The 25240-nt window shown below is 72.5% G+C and carries 25 protein-coding genes and 1 pseudogene; 24 read left to right on the top strand and 2 right to left on the bottom strand.

Translation table 11 applies throughout. The features are described from left to right. Positions 1-52: 52 nt before the first annotated feature. The 18 genes from proS (at position 53) to ABZW10_RS24895 (ending at position 16625) form a co-directional block, all read left to right on the top strand. Positions 53-1465 carry a proline--tRNA ligase gene (proS, locus tag ABZW10_RS24980; protein ID WP_355369629.1) on the top strand — a complete coding sequence of 471 codons (1413 nt, stop codon included), beginning with the start codon at positions 53-55 and terminating at the stop codon, positions 1463-1465. Positions 1466-1913: 448 nt separating this feature from the next. Further along, positions 1914-2492 (top strand): hypothetical protein, encoded by a 579-nt coding sequence (locus ABZW10_RS24975; protein ID WP_355369627.1) that lies wholly within the window; start codon positions 1914-1916, stop codon positions 2490-2492. A gap of 418 nt (positions 2493-2910) precedes the next feature. Beyond that, positions 2911-3339 carry a 30S ribosomal protein S16 gene (rpsP, locus tag ABZW10_RS24970; protein ID WP_344337896.1) on the top strand — a complete coding sequence of 143 codons (429 nt, stop codon included), beginning with the start codon at positions 2911-2913 and terminating at the stop codon, positions 3337-3339. 2 nt (positions 3340-3341) lie between these two features. After that, positions 3342-3581, top strand: coding sequence for an RNA-binding protein (locus ABZW10_RS24965; RefSeq protein WP_030056773.1), 240 nt, complete (start codon positions 3342-3344; stop codon positions 3579-3581). 173 nt (positions 3582-3754) lie between these two features. After that, positions 3755-4402, top strand: a complete 648-nt coding sequence (gene rimM, locus ABZW10_RS24960) for a ribosome maturation factor RimM (RefSeq protein WP_355369625.1) — start codon at positions 3755-3757, stop codon at positions 4400-4402. 74 nt (positions 4403-4476) lie between these two features. After that, positions 4477-5295 carry a tRNA (guanosine(37)-N1)-methyltransferase TrmD gene (trmD, locus tag ABZW10_RS24955; protein ID WP_355369719.1) on the top strand — a complete coding sequence of 273 codons (819 nt, stop codon included), beginning with the start codon at positions 4477-4479 and terminating at the stop codon, positions 5293-5295. 154 nt (positions 5296-5449) lie between these two features. Next, positions 5450-5800, top strand: coding sequence for a 50S ribosomal protein L19 (rplS, locus tag ABZW10_RS24950; protein WP_063347674.1), 351 nt, complete (start codon positions 5450-5452; stop codon positions 5798-5800). 77 nt (positions 5801-5877) lie between these two features. Next, positions 5878-6795 carry a signal peptidase I gene (gene lepB, locus ABZW10_RS24945; protein ID WP_355369623.1) on the top strand — a complete coding sequence of 306 codons (918 nt, stop codon included), beginning with the start codon at positions 5878-5880 and terminating at the stop codon, positions 6793-6795. Between the two features lie 94 nt (positions 6796-6889). Then, the gene (lepB, locus tag ABZW10_RS24940; RefSeq protein ID WP_355369621.1) at positions 6890-7777 is read left to right on the top strand and encodes a signal peptidase I; all 888 of its coding nucleotides are present in this window, start codon (positions 6890-6892) and stop codon (positions 7775-7777) included. A 248-nt stretch (positions 7778-8025) separates the two neighbouring features. Beyond that, positions 8026-9030 (top strand): signal peptidase I, encoded by a 1005-nt coding sequence (gene lepB / locus ABZW10_RS24935; RefSeq protein ID WP_355369619.1) that lies wholly within the window; start codon positions 8026-8028, stop codon positions 9028-9030. A 148-nt stretch (positions 9031-9178) separates the two neighbouring features. After that, positions 9179-9928 carry a signal peptidase I gene (lepB, locus tag ABZW10_RS24930; protein ID WP_355369617.1) on the top strand — a complete coding sequence of 250 codons (750 nt, stop codon included), beginning with the start codon at positions 9179-9181 and terminating at the stop codon, positions 9926-9928. 118 nt (positions 9929-10046) lie between these two features. Further along, entirely contained in the window at positions 10047-10520 is a 474-nt protein-coding gene (locus ABZW10_RS24925) for an NUDIX domain-containing protein (RefSeq protein WP_355369615.1), read from the top strand. A 55-nt stretch (positions 10521-10575) separates the two neighbouring features. Continuing rightward, positions 10576-10902, top strand: a complete 327-nt coding sequence (locus ABZW10_RS24920) for a DUF2469 domain-containing protein (RefSeq protein WP_030056781.1) — start codon at positions 10576-10578, stop codon at positions 10900-10902. Positions 10903-11181: 279 nt separating this feature from the next. Then, a complete protein-coding gene (locus ABZW10_RS24915; protein ID WP_355369717.1) occupies positions 11182-11640 on the top strand; it encodes a YraN family protein in 459 nt (152 codons plus the stop codon). Position 11641: 1 nt separating this feature from the next. Continuing rightward, the gene (locus ABZW10_RS24910) at positions 11642-13369 is read left to right on the top strand and encodes a YifB family Mg chelatase-like AAA ATPase (protein ID WP_355369613.1); all 1728 of its coding nucleotides are present in this window, start codon (positions 11642-11644) and stop codon (positions 13367-13369) included. 80 nt (positions 13370-13449) lie between these two features. After that, complete coding sequence (gene dprA / locus ABZW10_RS24905; RefSeq protein ID WP_355369715.1) at positions 13450-14616, top strand: DNA-processing protein DprA; 1167 nt, start codon at positions 13450-13452, stop codon at positions 14614-14616. 369 nt (positions 14617-14985) lie between these two features. Beyond that, entirely contained in the window at positions 14986-15891 is a 906-nt protein-coding gene (gene whiG, locus ABZW10_RS24900; RefSeq protein WP_355369713.1) for an RNA polymerase sigma factor WhiG, read from the top strand. A 161-nt stretch (positions 15892-16052) separates the two neighbouring features. Next, positions 16053-16625, top strand: coding sequence for a helix-turn-helix domain-containing protein (locus ABZW10_RS24895; RefSeq protein ID WP_355369711.1), 573 nt, complete (start codon positions 16053-16055; stop codon positions 16623-16625). 88 nt (positions 16626-16713) lie between these two features. Here ABZW10_RS24895 and ABZW10_RS24890 read toward each other — a convergent pair. Continuing rightward, a pseudogene (locus ABZW10_RS24890) lies at positions 16714-17415 on the bottom strand (M23 family metallopeptidase); the annotation flags it as partial. A 516-nt stretch (positions 17416-17931) separates the two neighbouring features. Between ABZW10_RS24890 and rpsB the strand changes: the two are divergent. The 6 genes from rpsB to rlmN all read left to right on the top strand — a co-directional run bounded on the left by rpsB (position 17932) and on the right by rlmN (position 24038). Next, positions 17932-18816 carry a 30S ribosomal protein S2 gene (gene rpsB, locus ABZW10_RS24885; protein ID WP_355369611.1) on the top strand — a complete coding sequence of 295 codons (885 nt, stop codon included), beginning with the start codon at positions 17932-17934 and terminating at the stop codon, positions 18814-18816. 129 nt (positions 18817-18945) lie between these two features. Next, on the top strand, positions 18946-19785 hold the full coding sequence (gene tsf, locus ABZW10_RS24880; protein ID WP_355369609.1) for a translation elongation factor Ts: 840 nt from the start codon (positions 18946-18948) through the stop codon (positions 19783-19785). 261 nt (positions 19786-20046) lie between these two features. Next, positions 20047-20811 carry a UMP kinase gene (gene pyrH / locus ABZW10_RS24875; RefSeq protein WP_355369607.1) on the top strand — a complete coding sequence of 255 codons (765 nt, stop codon included), beginning with the start codon at positions 20047-20049 and terminating at the stop codon, positions 20809-20811. 97 nt (positions 20812-20908) lie between these two features. After that, the gene (gene frr, locus ABZW10_RS24870; RefSeq protein ID WP_355369605.1) at positions 20909-21466 is read left to right on the top strand and encodes a ribosome recycling factor; all 558 of its coding nucleotides are present in this window, start codon (positions 20909-20911) and stop codon (positions 21464-21466) included. A gap of 251 nt (positions 21467-21717) precedes the next feature. Continuing rightward, positions 21718-22860 carry a phosphatidate cytidylyltransferase gene (locus tag ABZW10_RS24865; RefSeq protein ID WP_355369603.1) on the top strand — a complete coding sequence of 381 codons (1143 nt, stop codon included), beginning with the start codon at positions 21718-21720 and terminating at the stop codon, positions 22858-22860. Positions 22861-22937: 77 nt separating this feature from the next. Then, positions 22938-24038, top strand: coding sequence for a 23S rRNA (adenine(2503)-C(2))-methyltransferase RlmN (gene rlmN, locus ABZW10_RS24860; RefSeq protein WP_355369601.1), 1101 nt, complete (start codon positions 22938-22940; stop codon positions 24036-24038). A 46-nt stretch (positions 24039-24084) separates the two neighbouring features. On the opposite strand, the gene ABZW10_RS24855 is transcribed toward rlmN, so the two are convergent. Then, a complete protein-coding gene (locus ABZW10_RS24855; protein WP_355369599.1) occupies positions 24085-25236 on the bottom strand; it encodes a hypothetical protein in 1152 nt (383 codons plus the stop codon). Between the last annotated feature and the right edge of the window lie 4 nt (positions 25237-25240).

Raw genomic sequence — 25240 nt, 5'->3', positions numbered from 1 at the left:
GTTGCCCGAAACGGATTCGAAGTCGGGGGCCCGCTCCCCGTACGATTCGCCCATGGCTAAGGCACCCGTTCTCACCCCTCAGGCGGAAGACTTCCCGCGCTGGTACCAGGACCTCATCAACAAGGCCGAGCTGGCCGACAACGGTCCGGTGCGCGGCACCATGGTCATCCGACCGTACGGCTACGGCCTGTGGGAGCGGATGCAGCAGGAGATGGACGCCCGGATCAAGAAGGCCGGCGCCCAGAACGCCTACTTCCCGATGTTCATCCCGCAGTCCTACCTGACCAAGGAGGCGGAGCACGTCGAGGGCTTCGCCCCCGAGCTCGCGGTGGTCACGCACGGTGGCGGCAAGCAGCTGGACGAGCCGGTCGTCGTCCGGCCGACCTCCGAGACGATCATCAACGAGTACTTCTCGAAGTGGGTGCAGAGCCACCGCGACCTGCCCCTGCTGATCAACCAGTGGGCCAACGTGGTCCGCTGGGAGCTGCGCCCGCGCGTCTTCCTGCGCACCACCGAGTTCCTCTGGCAGGAGGGCCACACCGCCCACGCCACGTACGAGGACGCCCGTGACTACGCGTCGATGATCCACACCCAGGTCTACGGCGACTTCATGACCAACGTGCTCGGCATCGACGTCGTGCTCGGCCGCAAGACCGCCAAGGAGCGCTTCGCCGGCGCCATCAACACCCTCACCCTCGAAGGCATGATGGGTGACGGCAAGGCGCTGCAGATGGGCACCAGCCACGAGCTGGGCCAGAACTTCGCCAAGGCGTTCAACACCACCTACCAGCTGCAGGGCGCCGAGCGCGAGTTCGTCTGGCAGACCTCCTGGGGCGTCTCGACCCGCATGGTCGGCGGCCTGATCATGTCGCACGGCGACGACAGCGGCCTGCGCGTCCCGCCGCGGCTGGCCGCCGTCCAGGCCGTCGTCCTGGCCATCAAGGGCGACGACGCGGTGATCGCCAAGGTCCGTGAGATCGGCGCGGCGCTGGAGGCCGCCGGCATCCGCGTGGTCGTCGACGACCGCACCGACACCCCGTTCGGCCGCCGGGCCGTCGACTGGGAGCTCAAGGGCGTGCCGCTGCGGATCGAGGTCGGCCCGCGCGACCTGGAGAACGGCACCGCGATGCTGGCGCGCCGGATCCCGGGCGGCAAGGAGCCGGTCTCGATCGACTCCCTGGCGGCGACCCTCCCGGGCATCCTGGAGGAGGACCAGGCCCTGCTGCTGCGTCAGTCGCGTGAGCGCCGCGAGTCCCGCACGGTCGACGTGAAGACCATCGACGAGGCCGTCGAGGCCGCCACCACCGGCTGGGGCCGGATCTCCTGGGCCGAGCTCGGCCCGGAGGGCGAGGCCAAGCTGGCCGAGCAGGGCGTCTCGGTGCGCTGCATCGTCGCCGCCGACGGCTCGGTGCCGCAGACGGACGACCAGGAGGGCAACGTCGCGCTCGTCGCGCGCGCCTACTGACCGTTCGGTCGCCCCTCCGAGCTGCGGACGACCACGAAGGATCTCGCCGTAAAACCGCGTCGGGCGACCCGTTCCGACGGCCGCCGACCTGTTCGGCGAGGAATTCGGATGCCCGGTGACCGGCCTTGTTGCGTGCATGTCTCACATGCCGACATCCCTACTGGTCGGTCAACTGCCGGTATTAACGGAATAGCGGTACGGTGTACGGCCCGTGGCCCTGTCAACTCGACAGGACACGGGCCGTACGTCCTGGGGGCGACAGCCCGCCCCCGGACGGAAATGACGAGCCGCCGCCGAGCCGGCGGCCCCAAACCTGCAGGGGGTTGGTCTTGCGTCAGATCCGGAACGCGCATTTCGCGCGTGGTCGCACATTCCTGAGAGTTTCCTGGGAATTCCAGGGGAAGCGGAACACGCGGAACATCGGCTCCTACTCCATCGTTGGTCTAGCGTGAGCACGACACAGCCCCTCGTTCTCGCGGCCGAACTGGCCGCCGCCTGGAGTGACATCCAGGCCTACCACCAGGACCTCCCCGACCTCGCCTCGCCCGAGGCGCTGATCGGCGAGTCCTCCTCGGCCTGTGGTGCCCGGCTCGGTTTCGAGCGGCTCCTCCACGAGGCTGCCCATGGTCTGGCCGCGGCCCGGGACATCCGGGACACCTCGCGGGCCGGCCGCTACCACAACCGGCGCTTCCTGCTCCTGGCCTCCGAGCTGGGCCTGGCGCACCCGGTCGAGCCGCACGCCAGTAGCGGCTTCTCCCAGGTGACCATGCTCAAGGAGACCCGCGAGCGGTACGCCGAGACCATCGAGCGCCTGGACCGCGCCCTCGGCGCGCACCAGGAAGCGGTGGCCGGTGAGGGGGCCTCGCGCGCCTTCCGCGGTCCGGCGGCCCGGCACGGCTCCTCCGGGGGCGGCGTCCGGGTCAAGGCGGTCTGCGGGTGCGGGCGCAACGTCCGTGTCGTGCCGTCGGTGCTCGCGCAGGCGTCCATCGTCTGCGGTGCCTGCCAGCAGCCGTTCAAGATCGCGTAGTTCGGCCGGTGGCTCGCGGCTCGTAGCCTGCGCTCGAAGTCCGCAGTTCGCAGTCCGTAGTTCGCAGTCCGTAGCTCGGCGCGCGGTCCGTCGGGCGACCCGGGGAGCCTCACGGCTCGGGGAACCGAGGGCGCCAAGATCCACCGCAGGACCACGATGGACCACGATGATCGAGCGATGATTCGCCAGTGAGGTGCACCGGGCAGGTGCGCGCGTTGGGCTGACCGGGAGCGGGGGCTCCCGGTCGACCTGTTTTCGGGGGTCGGCGCCCTGTGTGGCAGAATGGACCGCTGAGTACTCGGCAGCCGGGCAGGACCCCTCTCTCCTTCGGCTGGCGTGTCCCTTGAACGGCCCACCGCGCAACCCCACGCGAGGGCGGGGCCGCTCACCCACGTCAACACCAGGAGATTCCACTCCCGTGGCAGTCAAGATCAAGCTGAAGCGTCTCGGTAAGATTCGCTCCCCGCACTACCGCATCATCGTCGCCGACGCCCGCACCAAGCGTGACGGCCGTGCGATCGAGGAGATCGGCATCTACCAGCCGACCTACAACCCCTCGAAGATCGAGGTCGACGGCGACCGCGCCCAGTACTGGCTGTCCGTCGGCGCCCAGCCGACCGAGCCGGTGCTCGCCATCCTCAAGCTGACCGGCGACTGGCAGAAGTTCAAGGGCCTGCCGGCTCCGGAGCCGCTGAAGGTCGCCGAGCCGAAGGTCGAGGACTTCTCGCACCTGTTCGCCAAGGCCGTCGCCGGCTTCGAGGACGCCACCACCGGTGTCGCCATCACCCCGAAGGCCAAGAAGTCGGACAAGGCCGAGGCTGAGGCCGACGCCGCCGCCGAGGCCTGATCGTGATCGAGGACGCCCTCGACCACCTGGTGAAGGGCATCGTCGAGCACCCCGACGAGGTGCAGGTGCGCTCGCGCAACCTGCGTCGGGGCAACACCATCGAGGTGCGGGTGCACCCCGATGACCTCGGCAAGGTGATCGGCCGGGGTGGCCGCACGGCGCGCGCCCTGCGCACCGTGGTCGGCGCCCTCGGCGGTCGCAACGTCCGGGTCGACCTGGTCGACGTGGACAACATTCGCTGACCCGGCTGCTCGTTCAGCCGTCAGGGTTTCGAGGCCGGCCGGGACGCATGTCGTCCCGGCCGGCCTTCGCCGTTCTCGGCGGCTTCCCCGCGGCGGTTCCGCAGTACTCCTCAGCCCCAAGCACTCACGCAAGCAGCAGCACTCAGCAGCACTCATCCAGGAGAACGATCACCGTGCAGCTCGTCGTCGGCAAGATCGGCCGCGCCCACGGCATCAGGGGGGACGTCAGTGTCGAGGTCCGCACCGACGAGCCGGAGCTCCGGCTCGGCCCCGGTGCCGTCCTGCTCACCGACCCGGCCTCGGCCGGTCCGCTGACCGTCGAGTCCGGCAAGGTGCACAGCGGGCGGCTGCTGCTGCGGTTCGCCGGTGTCAAGGACCGCAACGGCGCCGAGGCGCTGCGCGGCACGATCCTGATCGCCGAGGTCGACCCGGAGGAGCGTCCGGACGACCCGGAGGAGTACTACGACCACCAGCTGATCGGTCTGGACGTGGTCCTGCTCGACGGCACCCTGGTGGGCGAGCTCACCGAGGTGGTCCACCTGCCGTACCAGGACCTGCTCACCGTGAAGAAGCCGGACGGGACGGAGGCGCTGGTGCCCTTCGTCAGCAGGATCGTGCCGACCATCGACCTGGAGAACCAGCGCGCGGTCATCGACCCGCCGCCCGGGCTGATCGACCCGGAGAGCGCCGAGGTCGCGCTCGGCGAGTCCGCGCCGGGTGCGGAGTCCGCGGAGAAGTCGGCGGACTCCGCGAGCTCCGCGAGCTCCGCGAGCTCCGCGAACTCCGCGAACTCCGCGAACTCGGCGGAGGAGTCGCAGTGAGCTCCGAGGAGTCCGTGCAGGCCGTGGGGTCCCCGGAGCCTGCGGAGGCCTCGGCACCGGTCGTGCGGCACGGGATGCGGATCGACGTCGTGTCGATCTTCCCCGAGTACCTGGAACCGTTGAACATCTCGCTGGTCGGCAAAGCGCGCGCCCGCGGCCAGCTCGACGTGCACGTCCACGACCTGCGCGACTGGACGTACGACGTGCACCGGACCGTCGACGACAGCCCGTACGGCGGCGGCCCGGGCATGGTGATGAAGCCCGAGCCGTGGGGCGAGGCCCTCGACGCGGTGCTCGCCCGGGGTCCCGAGGGGGAGCTGCCGACCCTGGTGGTGCCCACCCCCAGCGGCCGGCCGTTCACCCAGGAACTCGCGCAGGAGCTGGCGGGCCGGCCGTGGCTGGCGTTCACCCCGGCCCGGTACGAGGGCATCGACCGGCGGGTGATCGAAGAGGCGGCCACCCGGATGCCGGTGGTCGAGGCGTCGATCGGCGACTACGTGCTGGCCGGCGGCGAGGTCGCGGTGCTGGTCATGGTCGAGGCGATCGCCCGGCTGCTGCCCGGTGTGCTCGGCAACGCCGAGTCCTACCGCGACGACTCCTTCGCGCCCGGCGCGATGGCCGACCTGCTGGAGGGCCCGGTCTACACCAAGCCCGCCGAGTGGCGCGGCCGTACGGTGCCGGACATCCTGCTGAGCGGGAACCACGGCAAGATCGCCCGCTGGCGCCGCGAGCAGGCCTTCGCCCGCACCCTGGCCAACCGGCCGGACCTGGTGGCGCGCTGGCGGCACGCCGACTTCGACAAGAAGGACCGTGCGGCGCTCGATGTGCTCGGCCTTGCCTGGGACGAGGGGCTCGGCCGATTTCGGTCCGCGGCCGGTGGTGTGGAAGAATAGGCCGCTGCTGTCTGTCGCTGGGCTCCTCCCGCAGGGGTCACGTGGTTCGGCGCCCCCGCCACGGGGGGACCGCCGGTAGCCGGTGCGGCCCGCGGCAAACCCCATTTGTGACGACTTCCGTGGGCGGCCCGTGGCGCCTGCGATGGAGAGCAACATGAGCAACAAGCTCGCTGCTGTCGACGCGGCCTCGCTGCGTAGCGACATCCCGGCGTTCCGCGCCGGTGACACCCTGAAGGTGCACGTCCGGGTCATCGAGGGCAACCGCTCCCGTGTCCAGGTCTTCCAGGGCGTCGTCATCCGCCGCCACGGCGCCGGCGTCGGTGAGACCTTCACCGTTCGCAAGGTCAGCTTCAACGTCGGTGTCGAGCGCACCTTCCCGGTGCACACCCCGGTCGTCGAGAAGATCGAGGTCGTGACCCGTGGTGCGGTTCGCCGCGCCAAGCTGTACTACCTGCGTGACCTCCGCGGCAAGGCCGCGAAGATCAAGGAGAAGCGCGACCGCTGATCCACCGGCCCCCGGCACCGCCGGGGGATCGGATCGCTCTGGGGGGCCGGGCTGCCGCACGGTAAGCTCAGCCCCCGATGAGCACGCACGAACCACCCGCGGACCGCGACGGCAGTCCCGCACCCACCGGTGCGGACTCGCCGGCGCGGTCCGCGGTCGTTTCCGCGGCCCCCGCCGAGGAGAGCGGCGCCGACTCGGGGGAGAGCGCTTCCGAGAAGGGCGCCTCCGAGGAGAACGGTTCCGAGGAAGGCGCTTCCGAGGAGAACGGTTCCGAGGAAGGCGCTTCCGAGGAGAGCGACGGTGCGGAGCCTGCGCGTGGGCGCTCGGGCGCGCGTGACCTGCTGCTGCTCGCCGGAATCTGCCTGCTCGTGCTGCTGCTGGTGAACGCCTTCGTGGCGCGGCCGTTCTCGGTGCCCTCCGGGTCGATGGAGAACACCCTGCGACCGGGCGACCGCCTGATCGTGAACCAGCTGTCCTACGCCTTCGGCGGCCACCCGCAGCGCGGTGACGTGGTGGTGTTCGACGGTACGGGCTCCTTTCTGCGCAAGCCGCTGGAACGCGACGGCGTCTGGACCTCGCTGCGCTCCTTCGGCCGTGATGTCGGGCTGGTCCCGACCGGTGACTCGGTCTACGTGAAGCGGGTCATCGGCGTCGGCGGCGACCGTGTGACCAGCGCGGGACCGGGCCGCCCGCTCACCGTCAACGGTGTTCCGGTCGACGAGTCCGGCTACCTGTACCCCGGGGACGAGCCGTCCGCCGTGGCCTTCGACGTGGTGGTGCCGTCCGGCAAGCTCTTCGTGCTGGGCGACCACCGCAGCGCCTCCCGGGACTCCCGCGACCACCTCGGTGACCCCGGCGGCGGGTTCGTCCCCGAGTCCAAGGTGATCGGCCGGGCGGCCTGGGTGGTCTACCCGGTCGGGCACTGGGCCTCGGTCGACCGGCCGACGGCCTTTGCCGCGGCAGGGGGGACCGGTGGCCATGGGGACCAGAGGTAGGGGACGGCTCGCCGACCGCCCGGCCGCCGGAACCGACCCCGGCTCCCCGACCGGCCCCGCGTCCGGCCCTGAAACGGGTGCTGTCACCGGTGCCGTGACCGGGTTGGAGGAGGACGCGGCCCCCGCCGCCCCTGTGGTGCGTGGGCGCGCCGAGCGCCGTCGTACCGCCCGCCGGGCGGCCCGCCGCCGTAGAAGCTCCCGTCTGCGCGAGATCCCGCTGGTCGTCGTGGTGGCCTTGGTCGTGGCGCTGGTGATGAAGACCTTCCTGGTGCAGGTCTTCGTGATCCCCTCCGGCTCGATGGAGCAGACCATCCAGGTCGGGGACCGGGTGCTGGTGGACAAGTTCACCCCCTGGTTCGGCGCCGAGCCGGAGCGCGGCGAGGTGGTGGTGTTCAGGGACCCGGGCGGCTGGCTAGAGAACGAGCGCGGGTCGTCGAAGGACGGGCCGGTTCTGCGTGTGGCCAAGCAGGTGCTGACCTTTGTCGGACTGCTGCCGTCCGACAGTGAGCAGGACCTCATCAAGCGGGTGATCGGGGTCGGCGGGGACACCGTCGAGTGCTGTGACGAGCAGGGCAGGATCAGTCTCAACGGCAGGCCGTTGGACGAGCCCTACCTCGCTCCGGGCAACCCGCCCTCCCGGCAGCCGTTCAAGGTGAAGGTGCCGCAGGGCAGGCTCTGGGTGATGGGCGACCACCGGGACGTGTCCGCCGACTCCCGTTTCCACATGGGCAATCCGGGGCAGGGCACCGTTCCGGTGAGCGGTGTGGTGGGGCGGGCGTTCATGATCGCCTGGCCGGTGGGTCGGGTCCATCAACTTGAGGTGCCGGTTTCACTCTCCTCGGTGGCGCGGGTTCCGGCGGATGGCACGACCGCAACGGACTCGATGGGCGGCGGGCCGGTTCCTGAGGAACCTCCGCTCGTTATGGGTGTGTTGGGCATCCTTCCGCTCATCGGCCGCCGGATGGGGCGGCGCCGGGCGTAGGCCCGGACAGGCCCGTCGTGATCGGGCCGGGCGTGTGGGACCGCGAGCCGGATGCCCGGGAGTGATAGAGAAGTGCTGGGTGCGGCCGACTCGGTGTCGAGGGGTCGCACCCGAAGGCTGTGCCGGTGTCAGGAGGCCCGTCGGGGGCCGGTCCTGGCGGGGGCGCGGTCGGTGGTGGAGCGTGGTGCCCGCTGTGCGGCACTGTGAGCGCGGGCGCACGGGCGTCCGCACAGCAGGGAGGAGACGTTGTGGGGGATTTGGTGATCGGCGCCCGCTCAGGCGCCGGCGAGCCCGAGGGCTCCGGCGGCCCGGCGGCCCGGTCCGCGGAGGCCGCGGCGCCCTCGTCCTCGGCCGAGGACACGGCGGCCCAGTCCGCGGACGGGCACGGCGACGGCACAGGTGACACCCCGCCGCCCCTCCCGGGCGACTCCGGTCCGGCGGACGGTACCGAGGAGCAGCCGCCGCGGAACGAGCGCAAGCAGCGGTCGTTCTGGAAGGAGCTGCCGATCCTCATCGGCATCGCCCTCGTCCTGGCGCTGGTGATCAAGACCTTCTTCGTCCAGGCGTTCTCCATTCCGTCGGAGTCGATGCAGAACACGCTGCAGGTCGGTGACCGGGTCCTGGTGGACAAGCTCACCCCGTGGTTCGGCGCCGAGCCGGAGCGCGGCGAGGTCGTGGTGTTCCACGATCCGGGCGGCTGGCTGGCCGACGAGCCCACCAAGGAGAGCAGCAACGCCTTCGTCCGGGGCGTCCAGAACGTGCTGAGCTTCGTCGGACTGATGCCCTCCGACAACGAGAAGGACCTCATCAAGCGGGTCATCGCGGTCGGCGGGGACACCGTCGAGTGCGAGGGCGAGGGTCCGGTGAAGGTCAACGGCGTCGCGCTCAACGAGCCGTACGTCTACGCCGGCAACACCCCGTGCGGGACGAAGCCGTTCGGTCCGGTGAAGGTCCCCGACGGCCGGATCTGGGTGATGGGCGACCACCGCGCGGACTCGCTCGACTCACGCTTCCACATGGACCAGCCGGGTGGCGGGACCGTCCCGGTGGACGACGTGATCGGGCGCGCCTTCGTGGTGGCCTGGCCGGTCAACCACTGGTCGACGCTGCCGGTGCCGGACACCTTCGACCAGAAGGGCCTGGCGGCGGCCGCGCCGGCGGTGCCGGCCGCAGCCGGTGCCGTGGGCGCCGTCGCCCTGCTGCCGCTGGTCCGCAGGCTGCGGAACCGGCCGGACGGCGACCGGCGGTCCTGATCCCGACCGGGGGCTCCCGGGCCTTGCGCGGGCCGTGGTACCGACGAGTAATCTGCTCGGACGTGCCACGGCCCGCCGGGTTTTCCGCCCGTGGCCCCGGTGCGCCGCCGTGAGCGTTTCCGGGTCGGTCAGGGGTTGGACGGTGTCGATGAGCAGTGTCGCGGAACGGACGACCGGTGATCCCCTGGCCCCGGCCCGCCCCCGGCGCGCCCCAGGGGCCGTGGTCCAGGGCGTGCTGCTCACCGTCGGCCTGGTCCTGCTGATCGGCGGCTTCGCGGTGATCGCCGTGAGCTACCGGCCGTACAACATCCCGACCGGTTCGATGGAGCCGACCCTCAGGGCCGGGGACACCGTCCTGGCGCGGAAGACCGACGGCGCGGACGTCCGGCGCGGTGACGTGGTGGTCTTCCGGGACCAGGCCTGGGGTGGCCCGCTCATGGTCAAGCGCGTGGTCGCGATCGGTGGCGACACCGTCGCCGTCGCCACCGGTGACCAGCGGCTGACCGTCAACGGCAAGCCCGTGGACGAGCCGTACCTCGCGGCGCAGGGTGCCCAGGGAACCGCCTTCAGCGTAGAGGTGCCGACCGGCCGTCTCTTCCTGCTCGGAGACAACCGGCTCGGCTCGCTCGACTCCCGCGTCCACCTGGAGGTCGACGGCGGGACCGTCCCGGCCACCGGGGTGGAGGCCCGGGTCGAGGCCACCGTGCTTCCGCTCGGCCGGGCCGGCCTGCTGGCCGGCACCTCGGCGTTCGAGGTGATCGGTGGGGAGGGCCCGGCAGACCCGGGACCGCTGGAACCCGCGTTCTGGGCGAGCGTTGTAGGCGCGGCGACGATCCTCGTGACCACGGCGGTGAGCGGGGTGGCAGGGCTGGCGCGCCGTCGCCGCCGCACGACCTGACCCCGGCCGGCACGGTTCGCGCCGGGGCCGCTCTGCCCAACCTCGCCCCGGACGACCGCGCCGGGTGGCAGGATCGGGGGAGCGACCGGGGCGGACGAAGGGAACGTGGAGGCTCGTCATGGCGGCACAGCGGCGCAGGGCCTCGCGGATCCTGCTGTTCGACGGGCAGGACCGGGTGCTGCTGTTCCACGGCTCGGACCCGGCGGTCCCCGGCGTCACCTGGTGGTTCACCCCCGGCGGCGGCTTGGAACCGGGGGAGGACTTCCGGGACGCCGCCGAGCGCGAGCTCCTGGAGGAGACCGGACTGCGCGGCGTGGAGCTGGGGCCGGTGGTGGCGTACGGCAAGGCTTCGTTCTCCTATCGGGGACGGCGCTACGAGCAGGAGCAGTGGTTCCACCTGGCCCGCACGACGGACACGGTGCTGGACCACTCGGGCATGGGCGAGGACGAGCACGCCCAACTGCTCGCGGCACGCTGGTGGACGGTCGGGGAATTGCGGGCCACCGCCGAGACCGTCTATCCCGTCGGGCTGGTGGACTTTCTGCAGCGGCTGATGACCGAGGGGCCGCCGGCAGCTCCGGTAAGGCTCTGAGGGTGAGTGCGGTGGTCCACAATGGGTGGACGTGACAAGTTGAGGGGACGCCTGGATGAGTGCCGAAGATCTCGAAAAGTACGAGACCGAGATGGAGCTCAAGCTCTACCGGGAGTACCGGGACGTCGTCGGCCTGTTCAAGTACGTGATCGAGACCGAGCGACGGTTCTACCTCACCAATGACTACGAGCTGCAGGTGCACTCGGTGCAGGGCGAGGTGTTCTTCGAGGTGTCGATGGCGGATGCGTGGGTCTGGGACATGTACCGGCCGGCCCGGTTCGTCCGCAAGGTCCGGGTGCTGACCTTCAAGGACGTGAACATCGAGGAACTCGCGAAGAGCGACCTGGAGCTGCCCTCGGACGAGTCCGGCTTCGGGAACTGACGGTGGACCGCCCGGACCCCGGATGTCCAGGGGAATTCCGGGTATTCCGGGATAATCACTCCCGTAGGTGACAGGAGTTATCCACAGGCCCGAGTTGTCCACAGGAAAGGACAACTCTCTGGTCCGATCCCGGACCGCACGGCAACCTCCCCGGCGGAGGTGGTCACCGTGCAGGAGATCGAGCGCGCCACGCGCAAGAGGACCGCGAAGGCCCGGCAGGACGGGCAGCCGCGCCGGAGGACGACGCGGGCCCCGGCGGGCGGTCCGCCCCCGTCGGCCGTGTCGCCCCCGTCGGCCGCGCCGGGACCGTCGCGGCCGACCAACACCGGCCTCGGCCGCTACGGCGAGCAGGTCGCAGCCCGTCGGCTCACCGAGGACGGGCTGCGCATCCTCGACCGCAACTGGCGCTGCGTCGAGGGCGAGCTGGACATCGTCGCCCTCGACGGCGACACCGTGGCGGTCTGCGAGGTCAAGACCCGCTCCGAGCGGGGCTTCCAGCAGCCCAGCGAGGCCATCGGTCCGACCAAGGCGGACCGCTTGCGCCGACTGGCCGAGCGCTGGATGGCCGAGCGCTGGCCCGGCCACTTCGCCCGGTTGGCAGGTCCCGAGTACCGACCCGGCGCCGACGACCCGCCGTGGGCGCCCGTGCCGCCCGGCGGCGTCCGGATCGACCTGGTCGCCGTCATCAACCGGTCCCGCGGCGCCGCCTCGGTCGACCACCTGCGGGGGGTGGTCTGAGATGGCCTTCGCCCGGACGTGTTCCGTGGCCCTGGTCGGCGTCGACGGGGTGATCGTCGAGGTCCAGGCCGATCTGGAGCCCGGGGTGGCGGCGTTCACCCTGGTCGGCCTGCCCGACAAGGCGCTCTCCGAGGCCCGCGACCGGGTGCGCGCGGCGGTCGTCAACAGCGGCGAGGCCTGGCCGCAGCGGAAGCTGACCGTCGGGCTGAGCCCGGCCTCGGTGCCCAAGAGCGGCAGCGGCTTCGACCTCGCCGTGGCCTGCGCCGTGCTGGCCGCCGCCGAACGGCTCGACCCGGCCGCGATCGCCGACCTGCTGCTGATCGGCGAACTCGGGCTGGACGGGCGGGTGCGCCCGGTGCGCGGGGTGCTCCCGTCGGTGCTGGCCGCCGCGGACGCCGGCTACCGGCGCGTGGTGGTCGCCGACCAGACCGCCGCCGAGGCCGAGCTGGTCCCCGGGGTGACCGTCCTCGGCGTGCGCAGCCTGCGCCAGCTCGTGGCGCTGCTCACCGGAGCCCCCGAACCGGAGGAGCCCGCCGACCGCCCCGGCGGGCACCCCGACCCGTTGATGGCCGGCCTGATGCTCCCCAGCGCCGGGGTGCGGGGCCTGCCCGACGAGGCGGCCGCCCGGATGGACCTCGCCGACGTGGCCGGCCAGTACGAGGCCCGCCGGGCCCTGGAGATCGCCGCCGCCGGCGGTCACCACCTCTACCTCAAGGGGCCGCCCGGCGCGGGCAAGACCATGCTGGCGGAGCGGCTGCCCGCACTGCTCCCGCCGCTCACCCAGAAGGAGGCCCTGGAGGTCACCGCGGTCCACTCGGTGGCGGGGCTGCTGCCGGCCGGGCGGCCGCTGGTCGACCGGGCGCCCTACTGCGCCCCGCACCACTCGACCACCATGCCGGCGATCGTCGGCGGCGGCAGCGGGCTGCCGAGACCGGGTGCGGTCTCGCTGGCCCACCGGGGCGTCCTGTTCCTCGACGAGGCACCGGAATTCCCCGTCCGGGTGCTGGACGCGCTGCGCCAGCCGCTCGAATCGGGTGAGGTGGTGATCGCCCGGTCCGCCGGATCGATGCGGCTGCCGGCCCGGTTCCTGCTCTGCCTGGCCGCCAACCCCTGCCCGTGCGGGCGCCACTCGCGGCGGGGCGAGGGCTGCGAGTGCACGCCCGCCATGGTCGGCCGGTACCAGGGCCGGCTCTCCGGACCGCTGCTCGACCGGGTCGACCTCCAGGTCCAGGTCGCTCCGGTGACCAGGGTCGAGCTGATGCAGCGCGACACCTCGGCGGAGACCACCGAGGTCGTCGCGGCCCGGGTGCTGGCGGCCCGCGAGCGTGCGGCGGCCAGGCTGGCCGGCACACCGTGGCGGACCAACGCCGAGGTCCCCGGCCATGAGCTGCGCACCCGCTGGCAGCTGGCACCGAGCGCGCTGAACGACGCCGCGCGTCAGCTGGAGCGGGGCCTGCTGACCGCCCGGGGCCTGGACCGGGTGCTGCGGGTCGCCTGGACGGTCGCGGACCTGGCCGGCCGGGACCGCCCGGAACAGCGTGACGTTCGGACGGCCCTCGTCCTGCGCACCGGCGTGGATCAGGGGATTCCGCTGACGGAGCGCTTCTTCGGGCGGGCGGACCCCGCCCCGGACCGGACGGGCGGCAAGGCCGAGCGCCGCCCGGCGCGCACCCGTTCCGCCCGGCGCACCGTCGATCCGCAGCCCGAGCCCGAGGAGGCCGCCCCGTGAACCGCACCGCGAACGATCTCGTCCAGGGCCCGCCCGCTGAAACGGGAGCCGCCCCTCGGCCCGGGGCGCCGCCCGAGCCGGTGCCCAGGCCCGAGCCCAAGAACGAGCCCGAATACGAATACGAATACGAGCCCGAGCGTCTGGCCCGCGCGGCGCTCTGCCGGCTCGGCGAACCCGGGGACGCCGCGCTCGGCCGCTGGCTCGCCCGCACCGACGCCCTCGACGTGGTCCGGGCGATCCGGGACGGCAGGGTGCCCGGCCGACCGGGCCCGGACGACGCCCGGCTGGCGGCCTACCGGGCGAGGCTGACCGGCCTCGACCCGGTCGCCGACCTGGAACGGGTGCGGGCGGCCGGTGGACGCTTCATCATTCCGGGCGACACGGAGTGGCCCAGCCAGCTGGACGACCTCGCGGAGACCAGGCCCACCGGCCTCTGGGTGATCGGCACCGGCTCGCTGCGTCTGCTCGCGCTGCGCTCGGTCTCGGTGGTGGGTGCCCGGGCCTGCACGGCGTACGGCGCGCACGTCGCCGGGGACCTCGCCGCCCAGCTCGCCGAACGCGGCTGGGTGGTCGTCTCCGGAGGTGCCTACGGCATCGACGCGGCCGCCCACCGGGGCGCGCTGGCGGTCGGCGGCCCGACCGTCGGTGTCCTCGCCTGCGGGGTGGACGTGGCCTACCCGAGGGGCAACACCGGCCTGATCCGCCGGATCGCCGAACAGGGGCTGCTGCTGAGCGAACTCCCGCCGGGGGAGCACCCGACCAGGTTCCGGTTCGTGCTGCGCAACCGGGTGATCGCGGCGCTGACCCGCGGAACCGTGGTGGTCGAGGCGGCGCTGCGCAGCGGGGCGCTCAGCACTGCCAGACGTGCCCGCGACCTCAACCGGCACACCATGGCCGTGCCCGGCCCGGTGACCTCGGAGCTGTCCGCCGGGGTGCACGCCCTGATCCGCAGCGGCGCCGCCACCGTGGTCACCGACGCCGCCGAGGTCGTCGAGCTGATCGGCGCGATCGGTGACGACCTCGCGCCGCAGCGCAGCGGACCGGTGCTGCCCAGGGATCTCCTGGAGCCGGCGGCGGCCAGGGTCCTGGAGGCGGTGCCCGCCACGTCGGACGGCGCGCCGGTGGAGCAGCTGGCCCGGCAGTCCGGGCTCCCGCCGGACGAGGTGCTCCAGCGGCTCTACGAGCTGGGCTCGCTCGGCCACGTCGAACGGCACGGGGCGCACTGGCGCCTGGTGCGCAGGAGGTGACGGCAGGTCCGGAAGGCCGACAACCGGGGAGCGGACCACACGGACGAGTGGAAGGAGGACGGGGCTTGACGGAGCGGCCCGGCGCGGCGGGGTGCGGCCTCCAGTCCGTCTGCCTCCGGTACCCCGAGGCGGTGACACGAAGCCACCGGATCGGGGGACGACCGAGTGGCGGTAGCACTGTGCAGCGAGTCGGTCACGCTACGCTCGCCATGCCTTCCCTATCAGCACATGACTCGGCAGAACGGCGCAGACCAACGTATGCCCACACACATTCCCGGACACCGAGTGACCGGTGGCGCCCGGTCCTCGGGAGGGCCGCGCACCGAGCGGCGCACCGTGACCGAGTTCCCGCCCAAGGCCGCGGGTGGGATGGGGGCCCTCGCGCGACAGGGCGGCCGTACGGCGCACTCCGGGGCGCACGACGACCGTTCGGACGCGCCCGGCGCTTCCGTCGACCCGGCCGCCCCCGCGCCGCCCGAGGCGCCTGGGCCCCGCCGGGAGGCGGCCGGCCGGGAGCGCACGGCGCTCGAAGAGCTCTGGCGCGCCTACAAGGAGACGGCCGACCAGCGGCTGCGGGAGCAGCTGATCCTGCACTACTCGCCGCTGGTCAAATACGTGGCGGGCCGGGTCGGGGTCGGCCTGCCCTCCAACGTCGAGCAGGCCGACTTCGTCTCCTCCGGGGTCTTCGGGCTGATCGACGCGATCGAGAAGTTCGACATCGAACGCGCCATCAAGTTCGAGACCTACGCCATCAGCCGGATCCGCGGCGCGATCATCGACGAACTGCGGGCACTGGACTGGATCCCGCGCTCGGTGCGGCAGAAGGCGAAGGCGGTCGAGCGGACGTACGCGACGCTGGAGGCCCGGTTGCGGCGGACGCCGAACGAGCCCGAGGTCGCGGCCGAGATGGGTATCGCCATCGAGGACCTGCACGCCATCTTCAGCCAGCTCTCGCTCGCCAACGTGGTGGCGCTCGACGAACTGCTGCACCCCGTCGGCGAGGGCGGCGACCGGCTCAGCCTGATGGACACCCTGGAGGACCACGGCGCCGACGACCCGGTCGAGGTGGCCGAGGACCGCGAACTGCGCCGGCTGCTGGCGCAGGCCGTGAACACGCTCCCCGAGCGGGAGAAGACCGTGGTGACGCTCTACTACTACGAGGGCCTGACCCTGGCCGAGATCGGCCAGGTGCTCGGGGTGACGGAGAGCCGGGTCAGCCAGATCCACACCAAGTCGGTGCTCCAACTGCGCGCCAAGCTGTCGGACATCCGGTAGCGGCGGGGCGGTCGGAACCCGGTGGGGTGCGCCGCGTACGCCCGGCCGGCACTCTGCGCCCCGGTACGCAACCCTCCGCATCGCGCCGATGTGCGGCACCGTACCGGTGGGATGTAGGGCTCCGTACAGTGGAGTGCGTGCCGAAGATCCGAGCGGCCAGTGTGGCCGAGCACCGTCAGATGCAGCGGGCAGCCCTCCTCGACGCTGCCCGCAGTCTCCTCACCGAGGGAGGCATGGAGGCCCTGACCTTCCCCGCGCTCGCGGCGCGCACGGGACTCGCGCGCTCCTCGGTGTACGAGTACTTCCGCTCGCGGGCGGCCGTGGTCGAGGCGCTCTGCGAGACCGACTTCCCGCTCTGGGCCGCCGAGATCGAGGCCGGGATGGCGAGCCGCGACACCGCGGGCGAGCGGATCGAGGCCTATGTGCGGGGCCAGCTCGCGCTGGCCGCCGATCCCCGCCACCGGGCCGTCGCCGCGATCTCCGCGCTGGAACTGGACGACGCGGCCCGCGAGCGCATCAGGGCGGCGCACGGGACGCTGGTCGGGCTCGTGGTCCAGGCACTGGAGGACCTCGGCCACGAACAGCCCCGGCTGGCGGCCGCGCTGCTCCAGGGCATCGTCGAGGCGGCCGTCCGGCAGTCGGAGCAGCGGGCGGCGGGCGGTCGGGCCGAGAGCCCCGAGGTGATCGCCGACGCTGCCGTCTCCCTCGCCCTGCACGGACTAGGCCCGAGCTGACCGGCCGCGCCGGGTCCTCGGAGGGCGGGTCAACGAGCGGCAGCAGCCTGGCCCGGCCGGTCCCGAACAGGGACGGCGGGTCGAGGTAGCGCCGCCCGCGCAGCAGGCCCCAGTGCAGGCAGACACCGTCGGTGCAGTGGCCGGTCCCGTCGGCGAGCCGTCCGATCACCTGGCCCGCTGCCACCGCGGTGCCCACCGGCACGGTCCCGGCGACCGGTAGATAGGTGGTCCGCAGCGGGGGCGCCGGGGGAGCGGCGGCGCTCGCACGGGCGACGATCGTATGGGTGACCGTGACCACCGGCCGCCCGCCCACCGGGCCGGCGAACGTGACCACACCGGGAGCCGCCGCCCTCACCTCCGCCCCGGGGCCGGCAGCCAGGTCGACACCCCGGTGCCCCGCGCCCCACGGCCGTGCCGGCGCCTCGAAGCGGTGCACCACGAAGGCCGGGCGACCACCCGGCCCGTCCGCCGGCCACGCCCGCCCACCGTCGAAGCCGCTGCCTCCACCTCCCCCGCCACCACTGTCGCTACCGGCGGCTCCACCGCCCGCCGCATGACCGAGGGCTCCGGGCCACCCGGACGGAAGCAGCGCGCCCAGCACCACCAGCACGATCACCAGCACCCGCCGACCGGACCGCGGCCCGACCGGCGCACCGCCGCGACCGCCCGCACCGCCCCGACCGCCCGCAGCGCCGCGACCGCCCACCCGGCCCACAAGGCCCACACCGCTCACACCGCCCGCCCCACCCGCCACCACAGCACCGTCCGGAACCCCGTCAGCAGCAGTCATGCCGCCGAGGTTCCCCGGCCCGCACCGGCCCGGCCACCCCCGCCCCGATTTCTGTGGACAACCGGCCCCTGTGGACCGTGGCCGTCCCTCCAACGGGTGTACCCCGCCGGGTTCACGCGGGCCCGGCAGGGCCGCCCGGGCGGCCCGGACCAGGTGAGTCCCCGGTCGCCCGCCCGCTGCGGAGTCGCCCGGCGCGCGGCGCTTCCCGTACACTTCACACGCGACCCGGTCCGCCGGGTCGACTTCGCACGCCCCGCCACCGGTGGACGGAAGCGGCTCCGCCGCCACCTCCGCCAGGTGCGAGTGCCGCTCGGTCCGCCGAGCCCGGCCGGTCCCCGGACCGCCGGGTGGAAGCGGCTCGGCACGTTCGGGGCGTCAGGCGTGGCTGTCACCTGGCCGCCACGGACAAACCGAGCCTGACCCGGCCGTTCGCACGCGCCGAGCGGGAAGCGCCACCGTGCGCCGACCGTGACGCCGCTGCGCCGGAGCCGGGCGTAACACCTGAGGAGCACGGCTATGGCCGTCGTCACGATGCGGGAGCTGCTGGAGAGCGGCGTCCACTTCGGTCACCAGACCCGCCGCTGGAACCCGAAGATGAAGCGCTTCATCATCACCGAGCGCAACGGCATCTACATCATCGACCTCCTGCAGTCGCTGAACTACATCGACCGCGCCTTCGAGTTCATCAAGGAGACCGTTGCCCACGGCGGCAGCGTCCTCTTCGTCGGCACGAAGAAGCAGGCCCAGGAGGCCATCGCCGAGCAGGCCACCCGCGTGGGCATGCCCTACGTGAACCAGCGCTGGCTCGGCGGCATGCTGACCAACTTCTCGACCGTCTACAAGCGCCTGCAGCGCCTCAAGGAGCTGGGCGAGCTGGACTTCTCGGACGTGGCCGGCTCCGGCCTCACCAAGAAGGAGCTCCTGGTCCTCCAGCGCGAGCACGACAAGCTGGAGAAGACCCTCGGCGGTATCCGCGACATGCAGCGCGTTCCCAGCGCCGTCTGGATCGTGGACACCAAGAAGGAGCACATCGCGGTCGGCGAGGCCCGGAAGCTCAACATCCCGGTCGTCGCCATCCTCGACACCAACTGCGACCCCGACGAGGTCGACTACAAGATCCCGGGCAACGACGACGCGATCCGCTCCGTCACCCTGCTGACCCGTGTGATCGCCGACGCCGTCGCCGAGGGCCTCAAGGCCCGCGCGGGTGTCGCCAAGGGCGACGTCAAGGCCGAGCCGGGCGCCGACCAGCCGCTCGCCGACTGGGAGAAGGACCTCCTGGAGGGTGAGAAGAAGGCCGACGAGGCCCCCGCCGCCGAGGCCGCCGCCGCTGAGGCGCCCGCTGCTGAGGCGCCCGCCACCGAGGCTCCGGCCACCGAGGCTCCGGCCGAGCAGGCCTGACGTACCAAGGGTGAGGGGCACCCGCCGGTACGACGCCGGTCGGTGCCCCTCTCTCCCGTGCCTGGGCCGAATCACCGGCCCCGGTGCTACCCCACGCAGACACGCGAGACGCGAGAAGAGATTCACACCATGGCGAACTTCACCGCCGCGGACGTCAAGAAGCTCCGTGAGCTGACCGGCGCCGGCATGATGGACTGCAAGAAGGCCCTGGACGAGGCCGAGGGCAACGTCGAGAAGGCCGTCGAGATCCTTCGCATCAAGGGCCAGAAGGGCGTTGCCAAGCGCGAGGGCCGCGACGCCTCCAACGGTGCCGTCGCCGCGCTCATCGCCGAGGACAAGAAGTCCGGCGTCCTGGTCGAGCTGAACTGCGAGACCGACTTCGTCGCCAAGGGTGACAACTTCGTCCAGGTCGCCGACGCGATCGCCGCCCACGTCGCCGCCACCGCCCCGGCCGACCTGGACGCCGCCCTCGCCTCCGAGATCGAGGCCGGCAAGACCGTCCAGCAGTTCGTCGACGAGGCCAACGCGACCCTCGGCGAGAAGATCGTCTTCCGTCGCTTCGCGCAGTTCGACGGCGACGGCTTCGTCGCGGTCTACCTGCACAAGACCAGCCCCGACCTGCCGCCGGCCGTCGGCGTCCTGGTCGAGCTGGACAAGGAGAACGCCGAGGTCGCCAAGGACGTCGCGCAGCACATCGCCGCCTTCGCGCCGAAGTACCTGTCCCGCGAGGACATCCCGGCCGAGGACATCGAGAACGAGCGCCGCGTCGCCGAGGCCACCGCTCGCGAGGAGGGCAAGCCGGAGGCCGCCCTGCCGAAGATCGTCGAGGGCCGCGTCACCGGCTTCGTCAAGGAGAACTCCGTCCTGGAGCAGGCCTTCGCGAAGGACAACAAGAAGTCCGTCGCCAAGGTTCTCGAGGAGAACGGCGTCGCCCTCAAGCGCTTCGCCCGCTTCCGCGTCGGCGCCTGAGCCACGTTCCACCCGCGCTTCCGGCCGTAGGCTGGAAGCCGCCCCCGCCCGCTGACCAGGGCGGCAGGGAACGCGCCGTACGGGCTCACCCAGCGCCATCCGTCCATGGGCGAGCCGCGTCGGCAGCATGAACGACGAGGAGGCCATTGCCGTGCAGGACACCGAACCGGTTCCCGCGGCAGTGGCCTCCTCTCGTGTACGCGCAGGCCGGGGATCCGCACGTCCGCGCCTGTGAACCAGTAGGTGTAGAAGGAGAAGTCCATGCAGGAGACGCAGGAGACCGCGCAGGACACCCACGACGGCACGCGCCGCCGGGTGCTGCTGAAGCTGTCCGGTGAGGCCTTCGCCGGCGGCGGCGGGCTCGGCGTCGATCCGGACGTCGTGCACGCGATCGCCCGCGAGATCGCCACGGTCGTCCGCGCGGGCACCGAGGTCGCCATCGTGATCGGCGGCGGGAACTTCTTCCGGGGCGCCGAACTCCAGGTCCGCGGAATGGACCGGGCCCGCTCGGACTACATGGGCATGCTCGGCACGGTCATGAACTGCCTGGCGCTCCAGGACTTCCTGGTCAAGGAGGGCATCGAGACCCGGGTCCAGACCGCCATCACGATGGGCCAGGTCGCCGAGCCGTACCTGCCGCTGCGCGCCGTCCGGCACCTGGAGAAGGGCCGTGTGGTGATCTTCGGCGCCGGCATGGGCATGCCCTACTTCTCCACCGACACCACGGCCGTGCAGCGGGCCCTGGAGATCCACGCCGACATCCTGCTGATGGGCAAGAACGGCGTGGACGGCGTCTACGACTCCGACCCGCGGACCAACCCGGACGCGGTGAAGTTCGACGCGCTGGAGTACTCCGAGGTCATCGCGCGCGACCTCAAGGTCGCCGACCTCACCGCGATCACGCTGTGCAAGGACAACAACCTGCCGATGCTGGTCTTCGAGCTGCTCGCGGAGGGCAATATCGCGCGGGCAGTGAAGAGTGAGAAGATCGGCACACTCATCAGCCAGGATTCTGTCCGGGCCTGAGCAGCAACCAGCCGTACGGAACGGCGCGGGGGCCGCGACCGGCCACCGCCAGACACCGGACGGAACAACCGCAGATGAACCGGACAGGGAGATCACAGTGATCGAAGAGACCCTCCTCGAGGCCGAGGAGAAGATGGAGAAGGCCGTCGCCCACGCCAAGGACGACTTCGCGGCCATCCGCACCGGCCGTGCGCACCCGGCGATGTTCGCCAAGATCGTGGCCGAGTACTACGGTGCCAAGACGCCGATCAACCAGCTGGCCTCGTTCTCGGTGCCGGAGCCGCGGATGGCGGTCGTCTCGCCGTTCGACAAGACCGCGCTGAAGGCGATCGAGCAGGCGATCCGCGACTCCGACCTGGGCGTCAACCCGTCGAACGACGGCTCCATCATCCGCGTGGTGCTGCCGGAGCTCACCGAGGAGCGCCGCCGGGAGTTCATCAAGATCGCCCGTACCAAGGGCGAGGACGCCAAGGTCTCGATCCGTTCGGTGCGCCGCAAGGCCAAGGACGCCATCGACAAGCTGGTCAAGGACGGCGAGGTCGGCGAGGACGACGGCCGCCGTTCCGAGAAGGAGCTCGACGACACCACGGCCAAGTACGTGGCCCAGATCGACGAGCTGCTGAAGCACAAGGAATCCGAGCTGCTCGAGGTCTGATGAACGACGCCCCTGACGCCCCTGGCTACTGGGGCCCGTCCGACCAGCAGTACCAGCCGTTCCGGCCGTACCAGCCTGCGCAGGCGCCCGTCGCACCTGCGCAGGCTCGCGGCATACCCGGACACCCGGCGCAGCCCGCCGGTCATCCGGCGCCGTACGGGCCGTACGGCGCCGGCGACCCCGGCCACCGAACGGGTCACTCCCAGCAGCCTCCGGTGTACTGGGACCCGGACGCGGAGGAGACTCAGGTCATGCCTCCCGTACCGGCCGACCCGGGCCCGCAGCCCGTGCCCCCGCCCGGAGCCGACCCCGCCGAGGGGCCGGCCCGGGAGACGGGCCGGCTGAGCGGACCGCTGTTCCGCGACGAGCAGCCCGGAACGGGGGAGCCGGGTGCGTCGGAGACGGTCGTGCTGCGCGCGATCACCGATGACACCCCGCCCCCCGCTCCCGCGGGCGGGCCGTACCCCGGCACGCCGGGCGGACCGGCGGCGGGGCAGCCCTTCCTCGTGCCGTCGTCCCACCCAGGGCAGGAGACACCCGTGGCCCAGGCCGATCCGCAGCCTCAGCCGCCGCAGCGCAAACAGCGCGGTGGCCGCAACCTCCAGGCCGCGATAGGCGTGGGCGTCGGCCTCGGCGCGGTGATCGTCGCCTCGCTGTTCGTCGTCAAGGCCCTGTTCCTGGTCGTGGTGATCGCCGCGGTGTCGGTCGGTGTCTGGGAGCTGACCAGCCGGCTGGCCGAGCGCAAGGAGATCAAGGCGCCGCTGATCCCGCTGGTCGCGGGCGGCATCGCGATGGTCGCCACCGGCTACTGGTCGGGGATCCAGTGGGCGGCGGCCTCGCTCGCGCTCACCGGGCTCGCGGTGATGGTCTGGCGGATGACCGAGCCGCCTGAGAACTACCTGCGGGACATAACGGCGGGCATCTTCACCGCCTTCTACGTCCCGTTCCTCGCCACCTTCGTGGCGATGATGCTGGCGGCCGACGACGGTCCGCAGCGGATCGTGCTCTTCCTCATCGTCACGGTGTGCAGCGACACCGGGGCGTACGCGGTGGGTTACAAGTTCGGCAAGAACAAGCTGGCGCCGACCATCAGCCCGGGCAAGACCCGCGAGGGCCTGGCCGGCGGCATCGGCCTGTCGATGCTGGCGGGCGCGCTGCTGATGGAACTGATCATCGACGGCGGCAGCTGGTGGCAGGGCCTGATCCTGGGCGGCTGCGCGGCGGTCACCGCGACCCTGGGCGACCTGGGCGAGTCGATGATCAAGCGCGACCTGGGCATCAAGGACATGGGCACGCTGCTGCCCGGCCACGGCGGCATCATGGACCGGCTGGACTCGCTGCTGCCGACCGCCCCGGTGGTCTGGCTGTTGCTGGCGGCCTTCGTCGGCAGCTGAGCCGACGGCACCCGCGCACAGGGGCCCCGGACGCACGGCGTCCGGGGCCTCCGCGCGTCTGCGACACTGGAACAACCATGCCTAAGCCCGGAGAACTCACCTTTGTCGCGCCGCGCGGCGCCAAGCCCCCGCGACACCTCGCCGACCTGAGCCCCGCCGAGCGCAAGGAGGCCGTCGCCGAGCTGGGCGAGCAGCCGTTCCGCGCCAAGCAGCTCTCCAACCACTACTTCGGCCGGATGTCGAACGACCCGGCGAGCTGGACGGACATCCCCGCCGCCAGCCGGGAGAAGCTCACCGGGAGCCTGCTGCCCGAGCTGATGTCGGTGGTCCGGCACGTCTCCTGCGACGACGACGCCACCCGCAAGACGCTCTGGAAGCTGTTCGACGGCACGCTCGTCGAGTCGGTGCTGATGCGTTACCCGGACCGGGTCACCATGTGCATCAGCTCGCAGGCCGGCTGCGGCATGAACTGCCCGTTCTGCGCCACCGGCCAGGCGGGACTGACCCGCAACCTGTCCACCGGCGAGATCGTCGAGCAGATCGCCGCCGGGATGCGCGCGCTCAAGTCCGGCGAGATCCCGGGCGGCGAGGCCCGGCTCTCCAATGTGGTCTTCATGGGCATGGGTGAGCCGCTGGCCAACTACAACCGGGTGCTGGCCTCGATCCGTCGGCTGACCGACCCGGCGCCGGACGGCTTCGGGCTCTCCCAGCGCGGCATCACCGTCTCCACCGTCGGCCTGGTCCCGGCCATGCACCGGTTCGCCGACGAGGGGCTCAGCTGCCGCCTGGCACTGTCGCTGCACGCCCCGGACGACGAGCTGCGCGACGAGCTGGTGCCGGTCAACACCCGCTGGAAGGTCGCCGAGGTGCTGGACGCGGCGTGGAACTACGCCGAGAAGTCCGGCCGCCGGATCTCCATCGAGTACGCGCTGATCAAGGACATCAACGACCAGGCGTGGCGGGCGGACCTGCTCGGCCGGCTGATCAGGAACCAGCGGGTGCACGTGAACCTGATCCCGCTGAACCCCACCCCGGGTTCCAAGTGGACGGCCTCCCGGCCGGAGGACGAGCGCGAGTTCGTCCGGCGGCTGCAGGCGCACGGCGTGCCGACCACTGTTCGCGACACCCGGGGGCAGGAGATCGACGGCGCCTGCGGCCAGCTCGCGGCGGCCGGCTGATCGCAGCGACGGCCCGCGGTCCGCGATCTGCGGACCGCCGGCCGGGTCAGCGCAGCCCGGCGGCGGCCAGGGCCGCGGTCGCCCCACCGGTGACCAGCAGCACGGTGCCGGCCATCAGGGTCCGCAGCACGACGGCGCCGAACAGCAGCCGGGGCGCCGCGCCGAGCCGCAGCAGCGCCTCGCCGACGCCCCGGCGGTCGGCGCGCAGCTCGGCCAGCCGGACGGCCACCGCGCCCGCCGTGCATCCCAGTACCAGCCCGGCCTCGATCGCGGGCAGCAGGTCGGCGCTGCCGGGCTCGCCGAGCCAGTAGCGGACAGTGGTGAGCACCAGCGCGAGCGCCAGGGTCAGCACGGCCAGCGGAGCCCCGAGCCGGCGGGCCTGCGCGGTGAGGCCGCGTCCGGCGAGCAGCCGCAGCGGGGTCGGCCGGCCGAGCGCCAGCAGCCGGCCGGCCCAGCCGAGCAGCGGGCCGGTGAGCATGGCGAGGCCGAGCGCGGAGGCCGCCCACCCGCCGAGCGCGGCGGTGCTGGTGGTGCCGAGCCCGGCCGGCAGGTGGACCGGACGGCCGTCGGCCGCGGCGCCGGGGCGCAGTGCGATGAGTTCCAGGGCGAGGCCGATGACGACCAGGCCGAGGGGCAGCGCGAGCCGCCACGGACCGAAGCCGGTCGGCTCGGGGCGGGAGCGACCGGGCAGGGTCTCGGCGTGCGGGACGGCGCCGGCCGCGGCGAGGCCGGCGGTGAGCGGGACGAGCGCGAGCAGGACGACCGGCGCAGCCGCCGGGAGGGCCACACCCATGCCGAGTTCGTCGGCCAGCGCGGGCCCGGCGATGTCGTTGCGCAGGACCAGGAAGAGCAGCAGGGTGAGGCCGGCGCCGGTTCCGCAGGCGAACGCGACCTCACCGGCGATCAGGGCGCGGATCCGGCCGGCGCCGGCTCCGGCGGTGGCGAGGCCGGTGATCCGTTCGGCCCGCCGGGCGGGCAGCGCCCGGGCGGCGACGGCGGCGAACCAGGCGACCGCGGCCAGCGGCGGCAGGCACCAGAGCAGCCGGACGAGGGCGTCGGGGCCGGCGGCCGGGTCGCTCATCGCCCGGCCGAGGGCGCGCAGCAGGAAGGCCGCGACGACCGCGCCGGCCAGGGCGGTCACCAGCCAGCGGCCGAGGTCCAGGGCCCGGTAGCCGCGGACCAGACGGAGATAGAACACCTCG

It is taken from the genome of Kitasatospora sp. NPDC004723, assembly GCF_040609255.1.
GTDB lineage: Bacteria > Actinomycetota > Actinomycetes > Streptomycetales > Streptomycetaceae > Kitasatospora.
The sequence above is the reverse complement of the archived record's forward strand: the minus strand, read 5'-3'. Positions and strand labels throughout refer to the sequence as shown.